Consider the following 6,700-nt stretch of genomic DNA (forward strand, 5'->3'; position numbering starts at 1 on the left):
GGTGTGGTGGGTTGTGGCTCATGCTGGGCCGCCGTAGGCGAGGTGGGCGGTTATCCGGAAGCCTCCTTCGGGGCGGGGGCCGGCGGTCAGTGTGCCGCCGTACATCGCCGTCCGCTCGCGCATGCCGATGAGGCCGTGGCCGCCGTGGCGGGCGCTTGACGGCTCGCGGCGGTGGCGGGGGCCGTCGTCGAGGACCTCGATCGTGGCGTGGCGTTCGTCGATGTCGATTTGGACCGAGCACCTGGTGGGCCCCGCGTGGGTGATGACGTTGGTCAGCGCCTCCTGCACGATGCGGTAGACGGACAGCGCCACCGCGGGAGGTAATGCGGCTTCCTCGCGCACCACCAGATCGACGTCGACCCCGGCCGAGCGGGCGTGGCTCGCCAGCTCGGGCAGGTCGGTCAGGCCGGGTGCGGGTGTGAGGTCGTCGTGGGGATCGCCGTCGGCGCGGAGCAGGCCGAGCATGCGGCGGATCTCGGTGAGCGCGCTCTGGCTGGTCTGCTCGATGACCGCCAGGGCGGCGCGGGCCTCCTGCGGGTGGGTCTCGGCGACGTGGTTGGCCACGGTGGCTTTGACGGCGATCAGGCCCATGCTGTGGCCGATGACGTCGTGCAGCTCGCGGGCGATGCGCCGGCGCTCGTCGGCCACCGCGGCCTCGGCGAGGTGGCGGGCCAGGCGGGCCGAGGTCTCCCGCTTCCACCGGACCACCGCCCCTGCCGCCCATCCCGCGCCCATGAACACGCAGATCGCGCCGATCTCCACCGGCCAGAACGGCGGCAACTCGCTGGGCGCCGGCGCGGCCGGCAGGCCGGGCAGGACCTGCGCGTAGAAGACCTGGACGGCGGCGGTGGCGCCGGTCACGCACGCCGCCAGGCTCGCCGCGGACCGGCCGGTCGTGGTGGTGGCGGCCACCTGGTAGAGCGCGAGCGCCGCCGGGACGAACGACAACCAGATCGCACCCGCGGCGACGGCGCCGGCAGTGGTGGCCAGCACGGCGGCGCCGGCCGCCGCACCCAGCATGGGCAGCGGCCGGTGACGCCGGAGGGCGATCGGGAAGCCGAGGACCGCCGCGACCGGCCAGGCCGACCAGGCGGGCCACCATGACGACGGCCCCGGCGGATCGACGATCGCCCAGGCGATGAGCAGCGCAACGACGACCGCGAGCGCCGTATCGACGGCCTTGCCCGCGCTGAGCCGCTGCCACGCCCCGTTCATGCGAGGAACGTACCGCGCTGCAGGCTTCTCCGGCATCAGACCAGGGGCGGATCAATTCCCTCTGACCCTGGTCGTACCCGCCGGTCGTCCGAGGCCGGAAGGTCAGACCCGAGCCGGACGCGTCCGCGCCGCCCGCCCGCCACCATGCTCCTGCGCCCCCGGCACCGGGCCGGACGCGGAGAGCGGACAGGACGTGCGCAACATGCGAAACAGAACGGCAGACCGCGGCCGGCCCACCGCCAACGACGTTCCCCACGACGCCACCGCCGGCGTCGCCGAGGGTGCGCTCGTCGCCGGGCAGGGGCGACGGTCTGCGTTTCCGGGGCGCTGGGTGAGTGCGTTGGCGTTGGTGTTCGGTCCTCTGCTGCTCCTGAGCGGGGTGCTTCACGGGTGGAGTTTCCCTTCTTCTTCCCCGATCATCTCGCCGCCTACGACCGGCACCCGGCGCTCATCGCCAGTGCGTATGCCTGCTTCGCGGGAACATCCTGTTGTGGCCGGCCGTCACGGCGATGGCGCAGCGGATCGCTCACCGACGTCCGGGGCCTGCAGCCGACGATCGAGGCGATCCACGGCTACCTGCGCGGCGTTCGTCCCTCTGGGGATCATCATGCTGCGCGACGGGCCACGGCCGAGCGGGAGCGCGCTGCTCTGGCTCGCCGCCGCCGTCGGCCTGCTCGTCCTCGGCAACCTGTACGGGCCGAGGGGGTGACGGCCGTCTACGGCGTGTGGGCCAGCGGGGCGAACAGGGCGCCGAGCCTGGCCACGGTCTCCGGAATGATCCGGTAGTAGACCCAGGTGCCGCGCCGCTCGCCGCTGATCAGCCCGGCCGTGCGCAGCACCTTGAGGTGGTGGCTGATGGTCGGCGCGGTCAGGTCGAAGGCGTCGGTCAGGTCGCACACGCACGCCTCGCCGCCCGCGTGCGAGCCGATCATCGACAGCAGCCGCAGGCGTACGGGATCGGCGACCGCCTTGAGCAGGACGGCGAGCTCGGCCGCGTCGCCTTCGCCCAGCGGCTCGCGGGCGATGGGCGCGCAGCAGACCGTCGCCTGGCTGCCCTCCAGGGTGGCGGCCGTCATACGGAACCTCCGAAATAGTTCGATGCCCGTCTAAATGATACGCGTCAGGCGACGATCTGGTACGGGCGCATCATCTCGTTGTCCTCGTGTTCCAGCATGTGGCAGTGATGGACGTACTCGGCCGGGAACACGGTCCCGCTGCCGGGCACGCCCGCCACGGCGTCGGGCACGTCGAACCTCATCACGATCCGGGTCACCCAGCCGGGATGGGCGATGACGACGTCCTTCCACCCGTGCTCCTCGGGCATGGGCGGCACGGCCTCGCCCCGCAGGTAGCGGGCCAGCACGGGCTTGGCCTCCGGGCGGCGGCCCCGGGAGACCCACGCCTTGTAGGCCGCCAGGTACGCCTCGGAGTCGAACCGCTGCCGGTTCACGATCTGGAACTGCACCAGGTGCACGTGCATCGGGTGACCGTCGCCCGAGGTGTTCACGTACTCCCACATCTCGGTCGTTCCGGCCCGGGGGAAGTCCTCCACCGGGTCGGCGAAGAACCGCTGGTTGATGGCCAGGTGGGTCGACTTGTGGTGCGCGTCCCGATTGGCGATCAGGACGAACTCCCGCCGCGGCAGGCCCGGAGTCGGCTCCAGCGCGGGCACCGGCCGCAGGGTCAGCCGCTCCGGCGGCGCCGACCGGTCGGGGCCGGACAGCGGCTCGGTGACCTGGAGCTGCATGATCTCCGGAATGGGAAGGTGCACGTTGCCCTGCGGGAACGGCGTGGGCGCGTCGTTCCGCACCGTGATTCTGGTGCCCTGCGGCACGCCGGTGAGGTCGAGGATCAGGTCCACCCTGGCGGCGGTCGGGAGCCACACGCTGGTCAGGCGCAGCGGCTCGGAGCGGAACCCGCCGTCGGTGCCGATCAGCCAGAACGGCCGCGCCCGCCTGCCGTCGGAGAACCAGAGGTGGAAGAACCGCTGGTTGGAGCCGTTGAGCAGGCGCAGACGGTAGCGCCGCGGCTCGACCGCCAGGTACGGGTACGCCTTGCCGTTCACCAGCGGCGTGGCGCCGAAGAAGTTCGGGCTCCACTTGGGGTGGTACGGGCTCGGCCCCTTCGCCGGATAGGACAGCGCCCCCGACGGAGTGAAGTTCCGGTCCTGGATGATCAGCGGCACCTCGAAGTCGCCGCGCGGCAGCGCCAGACCCTCCTCGAAGTCGTCGCGGATCAGGTAGAGGCCCGCCAGGCCGGCGTACTTGTTCAGCCGGGTGATCGCCATGGCGTGGTCGTGGTACCAGAGCATGGTCGCCTGCTGGCGGCTGGTGTAGGCGTAGACGACCTCGTTGGCGGCGGCGCCGTCCATCGAGGTGTACACGGGCCCCTGCCGGCCGTCGGGTGTGAACCACGCCATCGGCGCGCCGTCGAACTGCGCCGCGTCGAAGCCGCCGTGCAGGTGCGGCACCGTCCAGACGCTCGTCCCGGTGGGGAACGCCTCCGGCATCCGGCCGCCGGGCGGGTCGGGCGGCACCCCGGGCACGTTCTTCCACAGCGTGACGTCGACGGCGTCCTGCAGCAGGTGCCTGGCCGGCAGGTCGTTGCGGTAGCGCACGATCACGGGCCGGTCCCGGCGGGCGACCATCGTCGGCCCGAGATAGCCGAGACCGGCCTGCCCGGCCCAGTATCCCCATGCCTGCGCGGCGGGCAGGTCGCGATGGAACTTCCAGGTCCGCTGCCGCATGGTCAGCTCGTAGTGGTCCGCCCCCGGGTACGCCGAGGTGTCCGGCTCGGCGACCGGCAGCCTCGGCACCGGGTCGACGTACTTGGTCAGCGGCGGCGCGGAGGAGGGGCTCGGACTGGGGGAGGCGCCGTCCCGCGAACTTCGCAGCAGCCACTCCAGGGCCGCACCGGCGCCCAGTGCCAGAAAGCCGAACTCTCTCCTCGTCAGATCCATCAGCGCATCCCCGTCAGAGCGACAAGCCTCGGCCGGCGCCATGACCAGGCCGAGGTTCGTGCTTGCCTACCCGGCGCGCAGGATCGCTTATCGCCCGTCCCGCGGCGAGCGGCGTAAAGACCTCGCCAACGCTGGTGAAAAAACCGTCATAACCGGCGCGGGTTCCGGACGATCTCTTGACGGTGACGCGGCGTGCCTTAGTTGATCAACTGGGTAAGAGCCCCTCGCAGGGACATCGCTACCTGCAGTGACCCGCCGATCGCGGGCCGCTCACAGTCGTACGCGTCTCGGGGGGTTCGGATGCGACTGGGTTTGTTGAGTGGGGTGGGAGTGCTCGCGGCGACCGCGATCATGACCGGCTGCGGCTCGGAGCCGCCCCCTGTCGTGAAAGTGGACGCCAAAGCCGACGCAGCCGCCAGGCTCAAGGCCACCAAGGAGGCGAAGGTACGCAACGCCGCCAAGGTCAGGGCCAACGAGCTGGGCCAGATCCCGGTGCTCATGTTCCACCGGGTCATACCGAAGCCGCAGACCACCGACGACAGGACGCCCCAGCAGTTCAGGGCCGACCTGGAGCGGCTGGCCAAGGAGAACTACGTGCCCATCACGGCCGCCGAGATGGTGACCGGCAAGATCGACGTCCCGGCGGGCAAGCACCCCGTGGTGCTGACCTTCGACGACTCCTCCCCCTCGCAGCTGACCCTGAACGCCGTCGGCGTCCCCCAGAAGGACACCGCGGTCGCGATCATGCGGGAGGTGGCCGCGAAGTACCCGGGCTGGCGCCCGAAGGCCACGTTCTTCGTGACGCGCGACCTGTTCGGCAAGCACACCCGCGAGGAGCAGGCGCAGGCGCTCCTGTGGCTCAAGGACAACGGCTTCGAGGTCGCCAACCACACCCGCGACCACCTCAACCTGCGCGGCCTGACGCAGGAGCAGGTCGAGGAGCAGATCGGCTCGATCGCCAAGACGATCGACTCGCTGTCGTACACCAAGCCCGTCACCATCTCCCTGCCGTACGGCTCCCAGCCGAAGAAGAAGGACTGGGCCCTGCGCGGCAAGGCCTACCGCCACAAGGGCGCCTTCCTGGCCGGGTACACCCCGGCGCCGGCGCCGTTCAGCAAGTCGTTCGACCCGACCGGGATCCCGCGGATCAAGGTCATGGAGAAGAAGGGCGACTGCGCCCAGTTCTGCTCGGAGGCCTGGCTCGACTGGCTGAAGAAGAACCCTGACATGCGGTACACCTCCGACGGCGACGTGAACACGGTGGCGTACCCGAAGTTCAAGGCGCCGTACCTGCGCAAGTCCTTCAGCTCCCTGAGCCTGCCCTACTGACGGGCGTGCGCGAGAGCCCGGCCCCCGTGCGGCGGGCCGGGCTCTCGTGTGTTCTCATCACGGGGAACCTCCATGAATGCGGCGAAGCCGTGACGTCACGAAGCTTTAACAGATCCGTGTGAATCGGCCGGGCGTCGTAAAGTTTGCGTCGATGGGGTTCAGGACACGTGGGGATGACGAATGCCGCAGATCTCGCCGCTGGTCGCCGGCGATCCCACCGAGCTGGGATCCTTCCGGCTGTCCGGACGGATCGGGGAAGGCGGTCAGGGCATCGTCTACCTCGGCGTCAACGACGAGGGCGAGCGCGCCGCGGTCAAGCTGCTGCACGTCAAGTTCACCGGTGACACCATCGCCCGCTCCCGCTTCGCCAGGGAGCTGAAGGCGGCGCAGCGGGTGGCGTCGTTCTGCACCGCCCGCGTGATGGAGGCCGACCTCGAAGGCGACACCCCCTACATCGCCAGCGAATACATCGACGGCCTGCCCCTGCGCGACCTCGTCGAGGCCGACGGGCCACTCACCGGCACGGTCCTCGAACGTCTCGCCGTCGGCACCGCCACCGCGCTCACCGCCATCCACCACGCCTCGATCGTCCACCGCGACTTCAAGCCCGACAACGTGCTGATCGCCGCCGACGGGCCGCGCGTGGTCGACTTCGGCATCGCCCGGATCATCGACTCCACCGGTACGATCACCAGCCGCGCCATCGGCACCCCCGCCTACATGGCGCCCGAGCAGATCGCCGGCGACGACGTCGGGCCGTTCACCGACGTGTTCTCCTGGGGCGCGACCATCGCGTACGCGGCGACCGGCAAGCCGGCGTTCGAGGGCAAGTCGATCGCGGTGGTGCTCAACAAGATCCTCAACCACGAGGTCGACGTCGGCATGATGCCGGAGCCGCTGCGGAGCGTCGTGCGCTCGGCGCTGGCCAAGTCGCCGGCCGAGCGGCCGTCGGCCGACCAGATCCTGCTGCGGCTGCTCGGTCAGTCGTCCACGGTGGGCGCGTCCACGGCGGTGCTCACCCGGGGCGTGCAGGTGGCCGGCGACGACACCACGCCGTTCATCAGGGTGTCGGCCGGCTCGATCACCGACCAGCGCACGGGCTCCGTGGTGCCGGTCCGGCCGCCGGCGACCCAGCCGCCGCCTCCCCAGACGGCCGGTCCCGTGACCGGGCCCGCGCAGCAGCCCGCCACCCTGCCC

The 6,700-nt window shown here is 70.9% G+C and carries 5 protein-coding genes; 2 read left to right on the forward strand and 3 right to left on the reverse strand.

Translation table 11 applies throughout. The features are described 5' to 3' along the window. Positions 1-18 precede the first annotated feature (18 nt). The 3 genes from C1J01_RS44915 to C1J01_RS44925 all read right to left on the reverse strand — a co-directional run bounded on the left by C1J01_RS44915 (position 19) and on the right by C1J01_RS44925 (position 4,174). Positions 19-1,215: a sensor histidine kinase gene (locus tag C1J01_RS44915; RefSeq protein WP_111185122.1), complete on the reverse strand. Its 1,197-nt coding sequence runs from the start codon at positions 1,213-1,215 to the stop codon at positions 19-21. Positions 1,216-1,931: 716 nt separating this feature from the next. Further along, positions 1,932-2,291 carry an ArsR/SmtB family transcription factor gene (locus C1J01_RS44920; RefSeq protein ID WP_111185123.1) on the reverse strand — a complete coding sequence of 120 codons (360 nt, stop codon included), beginning with the start codon at positions 2,289-2,291 and terminating at the stop codon, positions 1,932-1,934. A gap of 44 nt (positions 2,292-2,335) precedes the next feature. Then, on the reverse strand, positions 2,336-4,174 hold the full coding sequence (locus C1J01_RS44925; RefSeq protein ID WP_220040433.1) for a multicopper oxidase family protein: 1,839 nt from the start codon (positions 4,172-4,174) through the stop codon (positions 2,336-2,338). Positions 4,175-4,498: 324 nt separating this feature from the next. Between C1J01_RS44925 and C1J01_RS44930 the strand changes: the two genes are divergently transcribed. Then, a complete protein-coding gene (locus C1J01_RS44930) occupies positions 4,499-5,503 on the forward strand; it encodes a polysaccharide deacetylase family protein (protein WP_235855092.1) in 1,005 nt (334 codons plus the stop codon). Between the two features lie 180 nt (positions 5,504-5,683). Continuing rightward, on the forward strand, positions 5,684-6,700 hold a 1,017-nt coding region (locus C1J01_RS44935), incomplete at its 3' end, for a serine/threonine-protein kinase (RefSeq protein WP_146615967.1).

This window comes from Nonomuraea aridisoli, from assembly GCF_003236395.1.
In the GTDB taxonomy this organism is placed as follows: Bacteria; Actinomycetota; Actinomycetes; order Streptosporangiales; family Streptosporangiaceae; genus Nonomuraea; species Nonomuraea aridisoli.